Source organism: Stenotrophomonas sp. (assembly GCF_050737075.1).
Classification (GTDB): Bacteria; Pseudomonadota; Gammaproteobacteria; order Xanthomonadales; family Xanthomonadaceae; genus Stenotrophomonas.
In genome coordinates this window covers 1-18,440 of the sequence record NZ_JBOHXV010000085.1, presented here as the reverse complement: position 1 = coordinate 18,440, position 18,440 = coordinate 1, and the positions used below count along the sequence as shown (strand labels likewise).

The window sequence follows — 18,440 nt, the reverse complement described above, 5'->3', positions numbered from 1 at the left end:
GGGGGGGGGCAGAGCGGATTGCTGGCTGGGCTTCCTTCGAGGGATTACCATTCAGCGTCAGGCCTCGTTCGGCTCGATCACCACGTAGCCACGAGCCTTCAGCCGGCCAAGCAAGCCGTCGGCACCAACCATCTCGCTCATCGGCAACACGGCGAATGTAACCGCATTCCGCTGCAGCGCACGCTCCACCGCCGCGAGCCAAGCCAAGGACGCTTGCTCAGCCAGCCCTGGCTTCTTCTGGAAGCCCATCACCGCGTCATAGGTAAGCCTGCACGCAGGTTGTGCTTCGCCGTACTTCAACTGGCGCAGCATGCCCAAGTCGCCGGTGGCCCAGGCATTCGCGCCACGCTTCATTACGTCCAGGTCGGCTTCAAGTTAGTCAACTGTTCTGGCAAAGCATTCCTGGTCGTCGATTCGCGACTCCGCCAAAGCAGCTATTCCTGCCTTGTAGGCCCTCCTGTCGATGCCCAAAGGATATTGGATCCGAGTCTGAGTAATCGAGATGTCGTTGGCCTCGGCAATCTCGACAACCCTGTTCCAAACAACGCCTTCCTGCGTCATGCCTGCGGTGGAAATGGCCCTGAAGTACAAATCCTGTGAAGCAAACATCGGGCGTGAGCGCTCAACCTTGCGGTTGTCGCTCATGTATTTTGTCCTCAGCGCGGCCCACCGCGCATAGACGGGCTCGGGCAACACGTCCTTCAGCTCTTTTCCGCCGGAAATCTTCGTGGCGGCGATTGCGGAGCGGGCCAATGACGCCATTTTGAACACATCCACGGTGCCAACGTCAGCTTTGGTCCCGCCGGGTGCGATAATTTCATCGGCCTGTGAAACGACCTCCTCAACTTCGGCTGAGTCCCAGGTCATGTTTTTCGGGAGCGGACTAACTGTGCCCAACAACCACAGGGTCCTATCACCATTGGTTACTTTCCAAAGACTCGGTCCTGGCATTGTGCCTGTTACAACCACTGTATCCAGAGTCTTCGGCGCTGATTGAGGTAGGTCTTGAGCGTTTGCGATAGCCGAGACGGTTATACCTAAAACAGCGAACAATGAGATGGTCGTAGCCGGCTTCAGCATGTCGAATTCCATCCATCAGGTGAGTGCGTCCAGGTGCGTTCCAGCCATCACATTCCACGACCAACTGCGGTAGCTAGCGCGTCAGAGTAAATAGGGCGCCGTTAAAGTTTCATTTTTGGCCGTCGGAATGCGAGGGCCTGTCATGACGATGGTTTCGACGCGATAAAGGTCTACCCGGTGGCGGGCCGAAACGAGTCCTTGAAGTGCGCTGATCACATTGAAGTCGCGGGCGCGAAACGTGCTGCTTCCCTGGAGAAAGAAGATTTGTCTGTTGACAGTGAGCGTGTACGGACGACAGAGACCCCCTGATTGCCGCGCGCTGTGGCCTGGCCGGACTACAGCCTACTTGTCGCGTCTCGGCAAATAGATAAATCGATGCTTCGAATGGTGGTCGGCCGGTATCGGGCTTGCCGCAACTCGTCGCCAGAATTCTTGTCGTCTAGTTCGGTCGACGAGGTTAAGTCGGCTGGCTTCGTAACGCGTGGGTGGTGGGTTCGACTCCTATTCCCGGTGCCCGTTTCAGAAAAAGCCCTGGCCCTGATATGGACTTGTCGTTTTGGAGGGGAAGTTGGCTGGGTGTGCTTCGCCGTCGGCGCAATTGAGCCAGTTCCGCGCCGGCCAAGCGCCTGTTAATCTCCGCAACGGGGCTGCGACCCGCAGCGACAGGGGATCACGGAAGATGGCGAGCATGTATCTGGTGCGTCGTGCGGTACTGGGTGTGGCACTCCCGTTGTGCCTGGTCGTTCCCTCGATGGCGCGGGCCGATGCGCCGGTCGCCATCTCAGAGGCGGAAGATCAGGAGACCGCAAAGGTTGTCCGCTATACCCGTGAACTTGAGCGCACTCCGGACGGTCCCGATGCCGCCGCGATGCGGCAGGCACTGCTGCGCTGGACCATCGACACGCCGGACTACCAGGTGATGGTCTGCGACATGCTGCAGCTTCCAGAGGAAAGCAGCACTGACAAAAGCCCGATCAGCGGCGAACTCAATGTGCAGATGATGTTCGGCAACGTGGCCTACCAGATCCAGCATGGCAAAGAGGGTGATGAGCTGACCCGCCAAGTGGCGGGTGTGGAGAGCGCGTTGCGCACCTATGCCGCCTATGTTGCAAAGAAACCGGCATTGCGGATACCGGTGCTGGATGCGTTGCTCGGGTCCCAGAAGGCCGGCACCCTGCGTGCACAGCTCGCGACCGTGATGGAGAAGCACTGCAAGGCCAGTGAAACGACCGCGCTGACCATCAAGCCGGATGAGGGAACCCCGTTCCTCGGCGGGTTCCTGCAGGAGTCGCACGTTGTTTACCCGCTCAACGTCGGCAGCTGGTCGATGCAGGGCGAGCGCCGGTACGACGAACCCGAGTGGGGGGCTTCTGTCCGGTACCAGCGCAAGGGCGATAACACCGGCTGGATCGACGCCTACTTCTATCCGGTGGGCGTACTCTCGGCCAACGAGATCGAGCAGATGGCCGCCAGCGAACGCAGGAATTTGTCGGATACCTGGGTCAAGGAGATCAGCGGCGAACCCATGACCCAGCTGACGACCTTTGTCATTCCGGTCGTTGATGGCGCGGTAGTGCCCGCCGACCAGCACCCACGCGCGAAGGCAATCAACGCGCAGGCACTGGATTTCACCTATATACGCAACGACACCACGTACAGTTCGGCGATGGTGTTCATGGTCGACCGGCTGTATGCCATCAAGTTCCGTTACAGCGCCGAAGTGAAGGCGCTGACACGTGACCAGCTGCGTCGCGATGTCGAGGCGTTCGCGCGGCAGTTGGTGCCCCAGCTGGACATCAGCAGTACCGGCAAATGCGGCGCGCCGGCGATGTTCGTCGACGGCAAGCGCGTGGATGGATGTGCGGGCGAGGAGGCCATCCAGCCGGTAGTAAACGAGGGGCAGCGCGAGCTGCGCTTCGAGTATGGCAAGCGGTAGTGCGTCAGGGCGTCACCCATCGTCCGTAGAGGTCATCACATGAGAACTGCCGTCTTCAGCGCCCGTCCCTACGACCGCCGGTTTCTCGACGAGGCCAACGCGCGCGATTACTCAGGGCAGGGCATCGAACTGGACTACTTCGATGTGGCACTGGATGCGTCCACGGCCGGATTGGCCCAAGGCTTCGATGCGGTCTGCGTGTTCGTCAACGACCGCCTGGATGCACCGGTGCTACGGGCGCTGCATGCTCTCGGCGTGCGCGCGATCCTGCTGCGCTGTGCCGGCTTCAACAACGTCAACATCGCCGTCGCCAAGCAGCTGGGCCTGTTCGTGGCCCGGGTGCCGGCGTACTCGCCCGAGGCCGTTGCCGAGCATGCGCTGGCGCTGATCATGACCCTGAACCGGCAGACCCACCGCGCCTACAACCGGGTGCGCGAGGGCAACTTCATGCTCGACGGGCTACTCGGCCGCACCCTGCATGGCAAGACCGCCGGCATCGTGGGCACGGGCAAGATCGGCGTGGCCACTGCCCGCATTCTCAAGGGGATCGGCTGCACGGTGCTGGGCTTCGACCCGTATCCGTCGGCGGAGTTCGAGACCATCGGAGAGAGCGTTGCGCTGGAAGCGCTGCTGGCGCGCTCGGACATCGTTTCCCTGCATTGCCCGCTGACGCCGCAGACCCAGCACCTCATCAACGAGGAATCGCTGGCCGTGATGAAGCCCGGTGCGATGCTGGTCAATACCTCGCGCGGCGGGCTGGTCAACACCGATGCGGTGATCCGCGCACTGAAATCACGCCAGCTCGGCCATCTGGCCATCGACGTGTACGAGCAGGAAAGCGCGCTGTTCTTCCAGGACCTGTCCGGCGAGATCATCGACGACGACGTGTTCCAGCGGTTGATGACCTTCCCGAATGTGCTGGTCACCGGGCATCAGGGATTCTTCACCGCCGAAGCGCTCGAAGAGATCTCGGCGATTACCTTGGGGAACCTACGCGACTTTTCCGAAGGATGTGTCTGCCCCAATCGGGTGGCGTAATGCCGCCGCGCCATGTCTCAGCCCACCTGTGACGTCACGGCACGTGCGGTTGAGGGAAGGCGAGGGCTTTCCCCCGGTGGGTGGCGCGTCCCGCCGAAGTACATCGTCTGAAGCAATCACGTCGATGTCGTTGTTGTCGGCCTTGCTTATCAGGTCCACCTCCTCCCATTTGAGTAGGTCGCCTTGCAGTTCGGCGCGGACGAGGTGAATGGAACTATTTCGGTTGCTTTGCACTGCCAATACAGCCGTGTTGCCCACGGCTGTGCCGACGAGTGTGCCGTCGTCGATCTGACGCAAGTTGACCAATGCACCGCCGAAGTCGCCGCAAAGTCGGTTGCCTTCCTGGACAAGGCTGATATTGAATCCGCCGCAATCGAGCTTTGGGTTGGAGCGGTCGCACCATTTCACCGACCAGCCGCCGCTGAAATCCGAGGGCGGCGGCGACGCAGGGGTAGACGCACATGCGGGCAGCGATCCCGCGGCTAGCAGCAGGCTGGCGGCCATGACGGGTCGGTTGATGAAAGTCATTATCGAATGCAGCATCCGCAATCCTTCTCGATGGGGCAGGATGTGGGGTCTGGGTCAGACCTTGCGCAAGTCTACCCGCCAGTCGTGATCGCGCCTGTAGGACAAGTCTGGTTTGTTTCAGCGGATCTTGCCAATGACGACAGTGCCTCTCGCCAAGCCAAATAGCACCGCTCGCAGATAGCCGCAGATGGCGCCAGCAAGCGTGCCGGCCAGCGCACGGCCGGTGATTCGCAAGGCCTGCGCCGTATGCATGCGCAACCAGGGGAGGGTTGCCACCAACTGGGCGCCTATCAGGACCGCCAGTACATCGAGACCGATGGCATCCACCAGCGGCACCAATGGCAGCAGGTCGGGATTGCAGGCCACCAGCAGGAAGAGGGCGGCGCTGGCGACAGTCAGTGCCCAGCGACCAGTGCGGCTGGCCAGGAAGCGGGCGATGCGTGGGGTTGTCGGCATGGGCGACGTTCCAGGGCGGTTTGTGAAGCAATGGGGTGGGCTTGAGGGGTCTTCAATGCCCTTGGCGTGTCATTGCTCGGTGCCGGTGCTTTGGCGGCGCGTCTGGCGGGGTGGATGCATGAACGGGCGGATTGGGGGCTGCGTGCTGGTTCGGCCGGGCAGAGCCCGGCGCTACTCGGTGGGTCCGCTGCCATCGGTAGGCCATTCATGTCTATACATGGGCACGCGACTGTGCCGATCTGGGCGGTCTGCGCGCCGTGCGACAACGTGTCGCAGCCCTTTTCGGGCCTTTCCTGCGCTGGATCATTGTCAATGCCTTTCTTAAATGGTGCGTGACGGCATAAAATTAGAGGGCTGACAGGTACACCCGGCTTTTGCTGGCGGGGCGCGCTTGAGATGGCATTCCCTACGCAATTGGATCGACCGATGATTCCGTTGAAAACCCTTGGGCGCTGGTTGCGCCCGGGCCTGCTGTTCGCGTTGTCCGTGTTTTTGACGGGCTGCAGCTCGGCCATTCTCGCCCCGAAGGGGCAGATCGGCCATGATCAGAAGACGCTGCTGATCACGGCCACCGTGCTGATGCTGCTGGTCGTCGTGCCGGTCATCATCATGACCCTTGCCTTCGCCTGGAAGTACCGCGCCTCGAACACCAAGGCCCGTTACGAGCCGAAGTGGTCGCATTCCACCGCGATCGAAGTGGTCGTCTGGTCGATCCCGTGCATGATCGTGCTGGTGCTGGCCGTGCTGACCTGGCGGTCCTCGCACTCGCTTGATCCGTACCGTCCGCTGGACTCGGACAAGAAGCCGGTGGTGATTGAAGCCATTTCGCTGGACTGGAAGTGGTTGTTCATCTATCCGGAAGAGAACATCGCGACGGTCAACGAAATCACCTTCCCGGTGAACACCCCGCTGAACTTCAAGATCACGTCCGATTCGGTGATGAATGCGTTCTTCATCCCGCACCTGGGCAGCATGATCTACTCGATGACCGGCATGGAGACCAAGCTCCATCTGATCGCCAACGAGACCGGCACGTTCCCGGGCATGTCCTCGCACTACAGTGGCGCGGGCTTCAGCAAGATGCATTTCGACGCCCACTCGGTCACTGAAGCCGACTACCAGGCATGGCTGACCAAGGTGCGTGCGCAGAGCACGACGCTGGACCAGACCGCGTTTGGCGCGCTGGTGGCTGACAAGAACCACGACTGGCACCCGGTGACCTACTTCGGCACCGCCGAGACCGGCCTGTTCGATTGGGTCGTTGCCCGCCACATGGGTGACAACCAGCACTACGGCATGGACCACAAGGCCATGGACCACGCGGCGATGTCGCATGGCGCCGCTGGCGAAAGCCATGAAGGCCATGAAATGCCGGCCGGTGCCCACGAAGGCCATGACGCGGCCGCCCCCTCGGGCGACGCAGCGGCTGCTCCGGCTGACGCCGCGGCTGCCGAGCATGCTGAACACACTGCAGACGAGCACGCCGCCGCCGGTCACACCGGTCACGCAGGCTCGGGAGAATAAGCATGAATCTGTTGGGTAAACTGACATTCGCTGACATCCCGCACGACCCGATCATCATCACCACGCTGATCGGCGCGGGGATCGGTGGCCTGCTCGTGCTGGCCCTGATCACCAAGTTCAAGCTGTGGGGCTATCTCTGGAAAGAGTGGTTCACCTCGGTCGACCACAAGAAGATCGGCGCGATGTACCTCATCGTTGCCTTCGTCATGCTGCTGCGCGGCTTCGCCGACGCGATCATGATGCGTGTCCAGCAGGCCACCGCCGCCGGCGGTGCCGAGGGCTTCCTGCCGCCGCACCACTACGATCAGATCTTCACCGCCCACGGCGTGATCATGATCTTCTTCGTGGCGATGCCGCTGATCACCGGCCTGATGAACGTCGTGGTGCCGCTGCAGATCGGCGCACGCGACGTGGCCTTCCCGTTCGTCAACTCGCTCAGCTTCTGGCTGTTCGTGGCGGGCGCGGGTCTGGTCATGATCTCGCTGGGCGTGGGTGAATTCGCGCAGACCGGCTGGCTGGCCTTCCCGCCGTTGTCAGGCAAGGAGTTCAGTCCAGGGGTAGGTGTCGACTACTACATCTGGGGCCTGCAGGTTGCAGGCTTGGGTACGACACTGAGTGGTATCAACTTCTTCATTACCATCCTGAAGATGCGTACCCCGGGCATGAAGCTGATGCACATGCCGGTGTTCACCTGGACCGCGCTGGTCACCAACGTGCTGATCATCGCCGCGTTCCCGGTGCTGACCGTCACCCTGGTGCTGCTGACCCTGGACCGTTACCTGGGCACGCACTTCTTCACCAATGACGGTGGCGGCAACGCCATGCTGTACATCAACCTGATCTGGATCTGGGGTCACCCGGAAGTCTATATCCTGGTGCTGCCGGCCTTCGGCGTGTTCTCCGAAGTGATCGCCACGTTCTCGCGCAAGGCGCTGTTCGGCTACAAGGGCATGGTCTACGCCACCGCCTGCATCGGCGTGCTGTCCTTCATCGTGTGGCTGCACCACTTCTTCACCATGGGTTCGGGTGCCAACGTCAATGCCTTCTTCGGCATCACGACGATGATCATCTCCATCCCCACCGGCGTGAAGATCTTCAACTGGCTGTTCACCATGTTCCGCGGCCGCGTGCAGTTCACCAGCCCGGTGCTTTGGACGATCGGCTTCATGGTCACCTTCACCATCGGCGGCATGACCGGCGTGATGCTGGCGATCCCGGCCATCGACTTCGTGTTGCACAACAGCCTGTTCCTGATCGCCCACTTCCACAACGTCATCATCGGCGGCGTGGTGTTCGGCATGTTCGCCGGTATCACCTACTGGTGGCCGAAGATGTTCGGCTTCCGCCTCAACGAGGCCTGGGGCAAGCGCGCGTTCTGGTGCTGGTTCATCGGCTTCTATGTGGCCTTCATGCCGCTGTACATCCTGGGCTTCATGGGCATGACCCGCCGCATGCAGAGCTACCCGAACCCGGAATACCAGCCGCTGCTGGTGATTGCGATGTTCGGTGCGTTCATCATCGGCGCCGGCATCCTGTGCCAGATCATCCAGGTGGCTGTGTCGATCCGCGACCGCAAGAAGACCGCCGACCTGACCGGCGATCCGTGGGACGCCCGTACGCTGGAGTGGGAAACCTCTTCGCCGCCGTCGTTCTACAACTTCGGTTCGCTGCCCAAGGTCACCGAGCTGGACGACTTCTGGGAACGCAAGCAGCGTGGTGAGGCGTGGGAACGCCCGGCCAAGTACACCGACATCCACATGCCGCGCAACACCGGTACCGGTGTGGTGATTGGTGCCTTCAGCCTGGTCTTCGGCTTCGCGATGATCTGGCACATCTGGTGGCTGGCCATCGTTGGCCTGGTCGGCATGATCGGCACCTTCATCTGGCGCACCTTCGACAAGGACGTGGATTACTACGTGCCGGCTGCCGAAGTGGAGCGGATCGAAAATGAGCACCGCCGTCACCTGCAGGCGCAGGGTCTGGTGAAATCGGAGTTGCAGGCATGAGCAGCACTATCGCCAACACCGTGAACCACGGGCACGCCGCGCACGCGGCGGCCCATGGCCATGATGACCACGAGCACCACGACACCGGCGAGAACACCGTCTTCGGTTTCTGGGTGTACCTGATGAGCGACTGCCTCATCTTCGCCAGCCTGTTCGCGACCTATATCGTGCTGTCCGGCGGCACCAACGGTGGCCCGGGTCCGAAGGACCTGTTCGACCTGAGCTTCGTCGCGTGGGAAACCACGCTGCTGCTGGTGTCCTCGCTGACCTTCGGCCTGGGCATGATCGCCCTGCACAAGCACAAGGTTGGCCAGATGTACCTGTGGCTGGGCCTGACCTGGCTGCTGGGCTTCGGCTTCATGGTCATGGAAGTGTGGGAGTTCAACCACCTCATCCATGAGGGCTTCGGTCCGGACCACAGTGCGTTCCTGTCGGCGTTCTTCGCGCTGGTGGGCACCCACGGCCTGCACGTGAGTGCCGGCCTGCTGTGGCTGCTGATCATGTTCATCCAGATCAAGCAGAACGGCCTGACCCCGACCAACAAGACCCGCATGGCGTGCCTGAGCCTGTTCTGGCACTTCCTGGATCTGATCTGGATCGGCGTGTTCTCCGTCGTCTACCTGAAGGGAGCGCTGTAATGGCCGCACATGACAATCACGCACACGACCACGGTCATGGCGCCGCGGGCGAGAGCCACGGCAGCGTCAAGTCGTACCTGGTCGGTTTCCTGTTGGCTGCGGTGCTCACCATCATCCCGTTCTGGGCGGTGATGAAGGGCAACCTGCCGACCTTCACCACGGGCGTCATCATCGTGGTGGCGGCGATCCTGCAGATCTTCGTGCACCTGGTGTTCTTCCTGCACCTGAACCGCTCGTCGGAACAGCGCTGGAACGTCAGCGCGGCGGCCTTCACCGTCGTGGTGATCGGCATCATCGTCGCCGGCACGCTGTGGGTCATGCACAACATGAACGTGCATATGATGCATTGACGTCTTCGGATGTCGTGCACGCAGAGAGGCCGCCCTTCGGGGCGGCCTTTTTGTTTGTCTGGATGGCGTTGCCACGTGTCACGGTGGCGTGCCATCGCTGCGCCGATGTGGACCGTTCGTCATGCCGCCCGGTGGTGGGGTCGGTTCCCAAACGACTGCCGTGGACCTTTCCACGTTCGGTAACGCATGACCTTTGAACGCAAACGTGCCTTCGTTTGAGGTCATGCGTTGCCGGGCGTTGCACCGTTCACGGCAGTCGTTTGGGAACCGACCCTACCGGCCTCTGCATTCGTTGAGGCAGGCAGGGCCTGGCTCTATGCCGCGTTGCGCAGGAACTCTTCGGCGTCCACCGGCCGGCCCAGGTGGTAACCCTGCAGCTGGTCGCATCCCAGTGCGTTGAGGTACTCGCGCTGGCCGGCGGTTTCCACGCCCTCGGCGACGATCTGCAACTGCAGCGAGCGGCCCAGCGCGATGATCGAGGAGACGATCGCCGCATCTTCGGCGTTGTCTTCCAGGTCGCGTACGAAGGCGCGGTCGATCTTCAGCTCGGTGGCCGGCATGCGCTTGAGGTACAGCAGGCTGGAGTAGCCGGTGCCGAAGTCGTCGATGGAGATGTTCACGCCCATCGCGGTCAACCCGTGCAGGATCTGCAGGCTGGCTTCCACGTCCTGCATGGCCGTGGTTTCGGTGACTTCCAGCGTGAGGTGGTGCGGGGCGAGGCTGTGCCGTTCGAGGGTGCGCTTGACCGTGTCCAGCAGCGTGGTGGACGCGAACTGCAGCGGCGAGAGGTTCACCGCCATCGACCACGTGGTGTGCCCGGCGTCATGCCACTGCCTCAGCTGCGCGCAGGCCTGGTCCAGCACCCAGTCGCCCAGTGGCAGGATCAGGCCGCTGCGCTCGGCGATCGGAATGAAGGTGTCCGGGCCCAGCAGGCCAAGCCCCGGGTGCTGCCAGCGCACCAGCGCTTCGGCGCCGATCACGCCGCCGCCGTCGGCGCGGAACTTGGGCTGGTAGTGCAGCACCATTTCGTCGCGCTGCAGCGCACGGCGCAGCTCCTGCAGCAGCTTGAGCTGGCGGTTGGCGCTGACGTGCATCGCCTCGGTGAAGAAGGTATAGCCGTTCCGGCCCGAATCCTTGGTGTGGTACATGGCCGCATCGGCATGCGCCATCAGCTCGCGCTCGGAGGTGGCATCGGCCGGGTACATGGCGATGCCCAGGCTGGCGGTGACGTGAAGCTCCAGCGTATCGATCTCGAACGGCTCGCCCACGCAGGCGATGATGCGCTCGGCGACCACGGCAGCATCTTCCGGCACATCCAGCTGGAACACGATGACGAACTCGTCGCCGCCCAGCCGTGCGAAGGTGTCCTGCGCACGCAGCAGCCCGCTGACGCGCTCGCTGACCTCGATCAGCAGCTTGTCGCCCAGCTGGTGGCCGTAGGCGTCGTTGATGGCCTTGAAGCCGTCCAGGTCGCAGAACATCACCGCAAAGCTGAAGTGGCGGCGCTTGGCCTTCTCGATGGTCTGTTCGATGCGGTCCTGCAGCAGCATGCGGTTGGGCAGCTGGGTGAGCGGGTCGTGCAGCGCCGCCTGCAGCAGCTTCTCGTTGGCCTGGGCCAGCGAATCGGCCAGCATGCCGGTGCGGGTGCGCATCTGGCGGTCGAACAGCGAGGCGATCAGGGCGATGCCCAGCGTGGCCAGGGTGGTGACGATGACCAGCACCGCCAACCATTTGGTATCCAGCCCGTTGGCATACGCGGCCCCGCAGATGCTGCCTTCCGGGAAGTTGGCCGCGGCCATGCCGGTGTAGTGCATGCCGACAATGGCCAGGCCCATCACCAGCGAGGCCAGCCCGCGCAGCAGCCCGGTGTGGCGCTGCTCGCTGCGCAGCCGGAACGCGATCCACAGAGCGGCGCCCGCGGCGACGATGGCGATCAGCAGCGAGGCGGCGAACCACAGCGGGTCGTAGACGATGCCGGGCTCCATCCGCATCGCGGCCATGCCCAGGTAGTGCATGCAGGCGATGCCCAGCCCCATCAGCACCGCACCGGCGATCAGGCGTGGCCACGGCAGTTCCGGGCGCGACACCAGCCACAACGCGTAGGCCGAGGCGCCGACCGAGGCGGCCAGCGAGTACAGGGTGATGGCCAGGTCGTAGCCGACCGGGATCGGCAGATGAAAGGCGAGCATGCCCACGAAGTGCATGGACCAGATGCCCAGGCCCATCGCGGCGGCGCCGCCGGCCAGCCACCAGCGCGCCACGCGGCCTTCGGTGCTGGCGAGGCGGCCGGCCATGTCCAGCGCGGTGTACGAGGCGAGGATGGCAACCAGCAGCGAAAAAAGAACGAGACTCTGGCTGTAGGTGCCGGTCATGGAAAAACCTGGTGGGACGGGAGGGAAAGGCGTAGTGGCCCGCCCCGGTATCGGCCGGTCGGGCGAAAAATTTAGCTGGCAGGGCGCCCGGCCAACGGTGGGCCCGCAGCGCTGGCACCCTTCGGGCGGTTGGCGTGCGTCTCGGTTGCTGCGACGCGGCTCGGCTATCCTGCCGCACAGCGAATGAATTGGAATTGACATGGCCAAGCGGCTCACCGCCTACGTGTGCAGCGAATGCGGCGCGGAATACAGCAAGTGGCAGGGCCAGTGCACCGAGTGCGGGGTCTGGAACGTGCTGACCGAGATCACGCTGGAAAGCGCGACGGCGACCAAGTCGCCTGCCGCGCGGCGTTCCGGCTGGGCCGGCAAGGTCGATGCGCCGAAGATCATGGCGCTCAAGGACGTGCAGCAGACCGAGCACCTGCGGGTGAGCACCGGCATCGGCGAGTTCGACCGCGTCCTTGGCGGCGGGCTGGTCGAAGGCGCGGTGGTGCTGGTCGGTGGCGACCCGGGCATCGGCAAGTCGACCCTGCTGCTGCAGGCGGTGGCGAAGATGGCCGCCGCGCTGCCGGTGCTGTACATCACCGGCGAGGAATCGCTGTCGCAGGTCGCCGGCCGCGCGGTGCGGCTGGACCTGCCGCTGGACAACGTCAATGCGCTGGCTGAAACCCAGGTGGAAGCCATCCTGCAGCACGCCAGCGTGGCGCGGCCGAAGCTGATCGTGGCCGATTCGATCCAGACCCTGTGGACCGAATCGCTCACCGCCGCGCCGGGTTCGGTGAGCCAGGTGCGCGAGAGCGCGGCGCGCCTCGTGCGCTTTGCCAAGGAAACCGGCACCGCCGTGTTCCTGGTGGGCCATGTGACCAAGGAAGGCGGCATCGCCGGCCCGCGCGTGCTGGAGCACATGGTCGATGCGGTGCTGTATTTCGAAGGCGAGAGCGGCAGCCGCTTCCGCCTGCTGCGCGCGTTCAAGAACCGCTTCGGCGCGGTCAACGAACTGGGCGTGTTCGCGATGGGCGAGAAGGGCCTGAAGGAAGTGTCCAATCCCTCGGCGATCTTCCTGTCCGGCGGCAGTACCCGCCAGCCGGGCAGCTGCGTGATGGTGACCCGCGAGGGCACCCGCCCGCTACTAGTGGAGGTACAGGCGCTGGTGGATGCCTCACCGCTGTCCAACCCGCGCCGGGTAGCGGTGGGCCTGGAGCAGAACCGGCTGGCGATGCTGTTGGCGGTGCTGCACCGTCACGGCGGGGTGCTGGTGGGCGACCAGGACGTGTTCGTGAATGTCGTGGGTGGCATCCGCGTGCAGGAAACCGCGGTGGACCTGCCGGTGCTGCTGGCGGTGCTGTCCTCGCTGCAGGACCGGCCGCTGGCCGAGAAAACGATTGCCTTCGGCGAAGTAGGGCTGTCCGGCGAGATCCGCCCGGTGCCGAACGGTGAGGATCGCCTGCGCGAGGCGGCCACGCATGGTTTCAAGCGTGCCATCGTGCCCAAGGCGAATGCGCCCAAGACCGGCAGCGTGAAGGGCATGGAAGTGATCGCGGTGGAGCGGTTGTCCGAGGCGATCGACGCGATTTGACGCGGCGATCGTCAATGCCAGGGGTGTGGCGAAGGCGGTCGGACCCGTCGATGTTCCTTGGTCGGTACGCCGTTACCGGGTATGCCCAAACACCAGTTCGATCACGAACTGGCTGCCGAAGAACGCCAGCAACAGCAGCGCCATCGCGGTCAGCGTCCAGTGCACCGCCTTGGCGCCGCGCCAGCCATAGCGGCGGCGGCCGATCAGCAGCGTGCCGAAGACGATCCACGACAGCACGCTGAGCACGGTCTTGTGCACCAGCTTCTGCGCCAGCAGGTCATCGACGAACAGCACGCCGGTGACCAGGGTCAGGGTCAGCAGCGCGAAGCCCACGGCAATCACCCGGAACAGCAGCGATTCCAGGTCGGCCAGCGGCGGCAGGGCGCGCAGCCACGGGCGGAAGTCGCGCCGGCGCAGCGCACGTTCCTGCAGCCACAGCATGATCGCCAGCAGCGCGGCGACGCTCAGCGTGGCGTAGGCCAGCAGTGCCATCCAGGCGTGCGTGGCCAGCTGCCAGCCCAGCGGCCGGCTCGGTTCGTGGCCGTAGCCGTGGTAGACGCACAGCACCACCGCGGCCATCGGGAACACCAGCACGCCCAAGGCGGCCATGCGCCCGCGCGCGGCCACCAGCGAGGTCAGCCAGGCCATGCCCAGCCCCACCAGCGACAGCGCGGCGAAGAAGTGCATGTCCGGGCCGCCGGTGGTGTTCATCGCCACCAGCGCGTGATACCCGCCATGCAGGACCATCGCCGGCACGGCCGGCCACAGCCAGGTGGGCGCGGACGCGGCGTCATCGCGAACCACCGCGCGCACCAGCAGGGCGGTCGCGGTCAGATAGAGCAGGGTGGCGATGAGAACGATTGTCATCGTGTCAGTTTCGCATACCCCCGGGGCGGTAGCGATGCCTGCGGCGTGTGGTCGCGTTGCCGGGCGGGGGAGCATGGCGGACCGGCTATACTGTCGGTCTCTTTGTCTTTCGTTCTGAACAGGTTGCCTCCATGTTCGAGTCCCTGACCCAGCGCCTCTCCGGCACCATCGAGCGGCTGCGTGGCCGCGGTCGCCTCACCGAGGAAAACATCCGCGAGGCCACCCGCGAAGTCCGCATCGCGCTGCTCGAGGCCGACGTCGCCCTGCCGGTCGTGCAGGCGCTGGTCGAGCGCATCAAGGTGCGCGCGGTTGGCCAGGAAGTGCTCAAGTCGCTGACCCCCGGCCAGGCGCTGATCAAGGTCGTGCGCGACGAGCTGACCGCGGTCATGGGCTCGACCGCCTCGGACCTCAACCTCAACGTGCCGGCCCCGGCGATCATCCTGATGGCCGGCCTGCAGGGCGCGGGCAAGACCACCACGGTGGGCAAGCTTGCCAAGCATCTGAAGGAAAAGCGCAAGAAGAAGGTGATGGTGGTGTCGGCCGACGTCTACCGTCCGGCCGCGATCGAGCAGCTCAAGACCCTGGCCGACCAGGTGGGCGTGCTGTTCTTCCCGTCCAGCGCCGACCAGAAGCCCGAAGCCATCGTGCGTGCGGCCATCGATGACGCGCGCAAGTCGTTCGTGGACGTGCTGCTGGTCGATACCGCCGGCCGCCTGGCCATCGACGAAGCGATGATGGCCGAGATCAAGGCGCTGCACGCCGCGGTCAACCCGGCCGAGACGCTGTTCGTGGTCGATGCCATGACCGGCCAGGACGCGGCCAACACCGCCAAGGCCTTCGGCGAAGCACTGCCGCTGACCGGCGTGGTGCTGACCAAGACCGACGGCGACGCCCGTGGCGGTGCCGCGCTCAGCGTGCGTTACATCACCGGCAAGCCGATCAAGTTCGTCGGCGTCAGCGAAAAGCCGGACGGCCTGGACGTGTTCCATCCGGACCGCATCGCCAGCCGCATCCTGGACATGGGCGACGTGCTGTCGCTGGTGGAGCAGGTCGAGCAGCAGGTCGACAAGGACAAGGCGCAGAAGCTGGCCGAGAAGGTCGCCAAGGGCAAGAAGTTCGACCTGAACGACATGCGCGACCAGCTGGAGCAGATGCAGAACATGGGCGGCATCGGCGGCCTGATGGACAAGCTGCCGGGCCTGGGCCAGATCCCCGAGCACCTCAAGCAGCAGGTCAGCCAGGGCAAGGAAGTGCCGCGCATGATCGCCATCATCAACTCGATGACCAAGAAGGAGCGCCGCAACCCGGGCCTGCTCAACGGCTCGCGCCGTGCCCGCATCGCGCGCGGCTCCGGCCTCACCCCGGCCGACGTCAACAAGCTGATGAAGCAGTATCAGCAGATGGAAAAGATGATGAGCAAGATGGCCGGCGGCGGCATGAAGGGCATGATGCGCAGCATGAAGGGGATGATGGGTGCCATGGGCGGCCGCGGCGGCATGCCGTTCCGCTGAGCGCACGCCCCGCACGTCATCGCCGAAGGCGGTGACGCGTAGGGACACGCCATGCGTGTCCACGGAACCCTGAGCGTAGACTGTGACCCGTCGACCCCCAAGGTGCCCCACGCATGACCGACCCGCGAATCCTGGAACGCGCCGACAACTTCTGTCGGCGTTTTTCATTGCAGTCCCCGATCCTGTTGGCCCCCATGGCAGGCGCCTGCCCGGTGCCGCTGTCGGCCGCACTGGCCAACGCCGGCAGCATGGGGGCGATGGGTGCAGTGCTGTCGCAGCCGCAGGACATCGTGGCCTGGATGGACGCCTTCCGCGCCCAGTCCACTGGCCCCGCGCAGGTCAATGTGTGGATTCCAGACGCCGCGCCCGGGCGCGATGCCACCGCCGAAGCCGCCACGCGCGCGTTCCTCGCGCAGTGGGGCCCGGAGGTGCCGGCGGACGCCGCCGATGCCGGCCCGGCCGATTTCGACGCGCAGTTCGATGCGCTGATTGCCGCCAGGCCTGCGGTCGCCTCGACCATCATGGGTGTCTTCACCGCTGCACAGGTGCAGCGCCTGAAGGACGCCGGTATCGCCTGGTTTGCCTGCGCCACCACCTTGGCCGAGGGGCTGGCTGCCGAGGCGGCCGGTGCGGATGCCGTGGTAGCGCAGGGCTTTGAAGCCGGCGGCCATCGTGGCGCGTTCGACCCGGCGGCAGCCGAGCGCCAGCTGGTCGGCCTGTTCGCGCTGCTGCCCCGCCTGGCGGACCGCCTGCAGGTGCCGGTGATCGCCGCAGGTGGCATTGCCGATGGGCGTGGCATCGCCGCCGCGCTGATGCTGGGCGCGAGCGCGGTGCAGATCGGCACCGCTTTCCTGCGCACGCCCGAATGTGCGATTGATCCGGCCTGGTCCCAGGCGCTGGCCGTTGCCGAGCCGGAAGACACCTGGCCGACGCGTGCGTTCAGCGGCCGGCTCGGGCGCGGCCTGGCCACGCCGTATGTGCGTGCCGCCGCAGACCCCGCCGTACCGCCGCCGCGCCCGTACCCGGTGCAGCGCGGCCTGACGGCGCCGATGCGCGCCCAGGCCAATCGTGAGCATCGGATCGATGCGATGCAGGCCTGGGCCGGGCAATCGGCGTGGATGGCGTCGGACCGGCCGGCGGCGGAGGTGCTGCAGGCGCTATGGTCCGACGCGCGCGGTCTGCTGGGATGAGCGTGTACTGCAACGGACGCCTGGCGACCGCCGATGAACTGGCCGGGGCCTTGGTCAACTACGGTCACTTCACCTCGCTGCAGGTGCGAAACGGCGCGGTGCAGGGGCTGGACCTTCACCTGCGGCGGCTGCGCCAGGGCACCGAAGCACTGTTCGGCAGCGCGCTGGATGGCAGCCGGGTGCAGGCGTGGATGCAGGCCGCGCTGCAGTCCGAAGGCGTCGCCGACGCATCGCTGCGGGTAACGGTATTTTCCCGCGCGTTCGATTTCCGCCAGCCGCTGCAGCCGGTGCCGGTGGATGTGCTGGTGGCGGTGGCGCCGCCCGCGTCCGTACCGATGCTGCCCCGGCGGGTGTGCAGCGTGCCTTACCAGCGCGAGCTGCCGCACCTGAAGCACGTAGGCACGTTCGCGCTGTTCCAGCACCGCCGCCAAGCGCTGCAGGCTGGCTTCGACGATGCGCTGTTCGTGGATGCACAGGGGCGGGTCAGTGAGGGCACCACCTGGAACGTGGCCTTCGCGCGGAACGGCGAGGTGGTGTGGCCGCAGGCGCCGGCGCTGCGCGGCACCCATGAGCGTCTGCTGCAGGCGGGGTGGGGCGGTTCGCCCACGCTGGCGCCGGTGGCGCTGGAGCAGCTGGGTGGGTTCGATGCGGCCATCGGTCTCAACGCGGCAGGGGTGTGGCCGATTACCAGCGTGGATGGGTACGTGTTCGCCGGGTCGGAAGAGCTGTGTGAAAGGGCAATGGAGGTTCTCGCCGCCACGCCGTGGGAACCCGTGTCGAGTTGAGTGTCGCTTGGGCCGGCCGTTGGCCGGCCCAAGGGGTGCATGAAGGCCGTGTTCAGCTTCAAACGCCCCGCTGGGCTTGGAATGCCCCGGACCGGCCGCTATAATCGCCGGCTTACCGCGCCATCCTGGCGACTGGGCAATTGAGGAAACAACACCATGGTCAAGATTCGACTGACCCGCGGCGGCGCCAAGAAGCGTCCGTTCTACCACATCATCGTGACCGACTCGCGCAGCGCGCGTGACGGCCGCAACATCGAGCGCGTGGGTTACTACAACCCGGTTGCCCAGGGCGCCGAAGCCCGCATCGTGCTGGATATCCCGAAGGTCGATGCATGGGTCGCCAACGGCGCCCAGCTGACCGACAAGGTTCGCAACCTGTACAAGGAAGCGACCAAGGCCCAGGCCTCCGCGGCCTGATCCTGAAGGGCCGCGCCTGGCGCGGCCCATTCGGTCTATGCAGATGAAAGATACCGAGCGCCGCATCCTGCTGGGCAGGATTGTCGGCGCTTTTGGTGTGCGAGGCGAGATAAAGCTCGAGTCCTGGACCGAGCCGCGTACCGCCATCTTCAACTATCAGCCCTGG

The 18,440-nt window shown here is 64.8% G+C and carries 17 protein-coding genes and 1 pseudogene; 12 read left to right on the top strand and 6 right to left on the bottom strand.

The window, feature by feature from the left end; translation table 11 throughout:
• Positions 1-57 precede the first annotated feature (57 nt).
• Both ACREPD_RS17500 and ACREPD_RS17495 read right to left on the bottom strand, forming a co-directional pair.
• Positions 58-354, bottom strand: a complete 297-nt coding sequence (locus ACREPD_RS17500) for a TraB/GumN family protein (RefSeq protein ID WP_431600504.1) — start codon at positions 352-354, stop codon at positions 58-60.
• A 21-nt stretch (positions 355-375) separates the two neighbouring features.
• Positions 376-1,080, bottom strand: a complete 705-nt coding sequence (locus tag ACREPD_RS17495) for a TraB/GumN family protein (protein ID WP_431600503.1) — start codon at positions 1,078-1,080, stop codon at positions 376-378.
• A 598-nt stretch (positions 1,081-1,678) separates the two neighbouring features.
• Between ACREPD_RS17495 and ACREPD_RS17490 the strand changes: the two genes are divergently transcribed.
• Both ACREPD_RS17490 and ACREPD_RS17485 read left to right on the top strand, forming a co-directional pair.
• Positions 1,679-3,016 (top strand): hypothetical protein, encoded by a 1,338-nt coding sequence (locus tag ACREPD_RS17490; protein ID WP_431600502.1) that lies wholly within the window; start codon positions 1,679-1,681, stop codon positions 3,014-3,016.
• A gap of 39 nt (positions 3,017-3,055) precedes the next feature.
• A complete protein-coding gene (locus tag ACREPD_RS17485) occupies positions 3,056-4,054 on the top strand; it encodes a 2-hydroxyacid dehydrogenase (RefSeq protein WP_431600501.1) in 999 nt (332 codons plus the stop codon).
• On the opposite strand, the gene ACREPD_RS17480 is transcribed toward ACREPD_RS17485, so the two are convergent.
• Positions 4,007-4,582: a hypothetical protein gene (locus ACREPD_RS17480; RefSeq protein ID WP_431600500.1), complete on the bottom strand. Its 576-nt coding sequence runs from the start codon at positions 4,580-4,582 to the stop codon at positions 4,007-4,009. The two genes, ACREPD_RS17485 and ACREPD_RS17480, sit on opposite strands and share 48 nt — an antisense overlap.
• Positions 4,583-4,699: 117 nt before the next feature.
• Positions 4,700-5,038 carry a hypothetical protein gene (locus ACREPD_RS17475; protein ID WP_431600499.1) on the bottom strand — a complete coding sequence of 113 codons (339 nt, stop codon included), beginning with the start codon at positions 5,036-5,038 and terminating at the stop codon, positions 4,700-4,702.
• Between the two features lie 426 nt (positions 5,039-5,464).
• On the opposite strand from ACREPD_RS17475, the gene cyoA reads away from it, so the two are divergent.
• From cyoA to cyoD, 4 genes are read left to right on the top strand one after another with little or no spacing between them, the layout of a single operon-like run.
• Positions 5,465-6,562, top strand: coding sequence for a ubiquinol oxidase subunit II (gene cyoA, locus ACREPD_RS17470; protein WP_431600498.1), 1,098 nt, complete (start codon positions 5,465-5,467; stop codon positions 6,560-6,562).
• 8 nt (positions 6,563-6,570) lie between these two features.
• Positions 6,571-8,568 carry a cytochrome o ubiquinol oxidase subunit I gene (gene cyoB, locus ACREPD_RS17465; protein ID WP_431600505.1) on the top strand — a complete coding sequence of 666 codons (1,998 nt, stop codon included), beginning with the start codon at positions 6,571-6,573 and terminating at the stop codon, positions 8,566-8,568.
• On the top strand, positions 8,565-9,206 hold the full coding sequence (cyoC, locus tag ACREPD_RS17460; protein ID WP_431600497.1) for a cytochrome o ubiquinol oxidase subunit III: 642 nt from the start codon (positions 8,565-8,567) through the stop codon (positions 9,204-9,206). Before cyoB ends, cyoC begins: the two co-directional genes overlap by 4 nt.
• On the top strand, positions 9,206-9,556 hold the full coding sequence (gene cyoD / locus ACREPD_RS17455; RefSeq protein WP_431600496.1) for a cytochrome o ubiquinol oxidase subunit IV: 351 nt from the start codon (positions 9,206-9,208) through the stop codon (positions 9,554-9,556). The genes cyoC and cyoD overlap by 1 nt, the downstream gene beginning before the upstream one ends.
• 314 nt (positions 9,557-9,870) lie before the next feature.
• Here cyoD and ACREPD_RS17450 read toward each other — a convergent pair whose 3' ends face one another.
• Positions 9,871-11,928: a putative bifunctional diguanylate cyclase/phosphodiesterase gene (locus ACREPD_RS17450; RefSeq protein ID WP_431600495.1), complete on the bottom strand. Its 2,058-nt coding sequence runs from the start codon at positions 11,926-11,928 to the stop codon at positions 9,871-9,873.
• 199 nt (positions 11,929-12,127) lie between these two features.
• Here ACREPD_RS17450 and radA point away from each other — a divergent pair, with 199 nt between their 5' ends.
• Positions 12,128-13,504 carry a DNA repair protein RadA gene (gene radA / locus ACREPD_RS17445; RefSeq protein WP_431600494.1) on the top strand — a complete coding sequence of 459 codons (1,377 nt, stop codon included), beginning with the start codon at positions 12,128-12,130 and terminating at the stop codon, positions 13,502-13,504.
• Positions 13,505-13,576: 72 nt separating this feature from the next.
• Here radA and ACREPD_RS17440 read toward each other — a convergent pair whose 3' ends face one another.
• Entirely contained in the window at positions 13,577-14,371 is a 795-nt protein-coding gene (locus ACREPD_RS17440) for a cytochrome C assembly family protein (protein WP_431600493.1), read from the bottom strand.
• A gap of 131 nt (positions 14,372-14,502) precedes the next feature.
• Here ACREPD_RS17440 and ffh point away from each other — a divergent pair, with 131 nt between their 5' ends.
• The 5 genes and pseudogenes from ffh to ACREPD_RS17415 form a co-directional block, all read left to right on the top strand.
• Complete coding sequence (ffh, locus tag ACREPD_RS17435) at positions 14,503-15,882, top strand: signal recognition particle protein (RefSeq protein ID WP_431600492.1); 1,380 nt, start codon at positions 14,503-14,505, stop codon at positions 15,880-15,882.
• 113 nt (positions 15,883-15,995) lie between these two features.
• Complete coding sequence (locus ACREPD_RS17430; protein WP_431600491.1) at positions 15,996-17,072, top strand: NAD(P)H-dependent flavin oxidoreductase; 1,077 nt, start codon at positions 15,996-15,998, stop codon at positions 17,070-17,072.
• Entirely contained in the window at positions 17,069-17,857 is a 789-nt protein-coding gene (locus ACREPD_RS17425; protein ID WP_431600490.1) for an aminotransferase class IV family protein, read from the top strand. Before ACREPD_RS17430 ends, ACREPD_RS17425 begins: the two co-directional genes overlap by 4 nt.
• Positions 17,858-18,013: 156 nt before the next feature.
• Positions 18,014-18,274 carry a 30S ribosomal protein S16 gene (rpsP, locus tag ACREPD_RS17420; RefSeq protein ID WP_313343667.1) on the top strand — a complete coding sequence of 87 codons (261 nt, stop codon included), beginning with the start codon at positions 18,014-18,016 and terminating at the stop codon, positions 18,272-18,274.
• A 43-nt stretch (positions 18,275-18,317) separates the two neighbouring features.
• Positions 18,318-18,440, top strand: a pseudogene (locus tag ACREPD_RS17415) (ribosome maturation factor RimM); the annotation flags it as partial.